The sequence below is a fragment of the Rhizobium ecuadorense genome (genome assembly GCF_001187535.1).
Taxonomy (GTDB): domain Bacteria; phylum Pseudomonadota; class Alphaproteobacteria; order Rhizobiales; family Rhizobiaceae; genus Rhizobium; species Rhizobium ecuadorense.
In genome coordinates, this window is sequence record NZ_LFIO01000719.1 from 1 (window position 1) to 216 (window position 216).

A 216-nucleotide genomic window follows, 5' to 3' on the forward strand; every position below is an offset into this window, starting at 1 on the left:
ATAGACAGGGACGCCTATGGGAAGGACGGCTTTTTCCTGGTGTTCTTTCTGTATTTTCTGTCGCTTGCCATCGGCAATGTCGCGATCGGCATCTCTGCGGTGGGCTACCTCGCGGGCTTCTTTCCCGTCTTGACCTCGACGCCGATCATGACATGTCTGGCGCTGATCGTTCTTCTCTGGCTGACGACTGCGGCAAATTTCGGCGGGCCTCGCATC

1 pseudogene is annotated in these 216 nt (G+C 56.9%); it reads left to right on the top strand.

Features of this window, described 5'->3' with window-relative positions:
- Positions 1-216, top strand: a pseudogene (locus AF337_RS13540) (putrescine-ornithine antiporter); the annotation flags it as partial.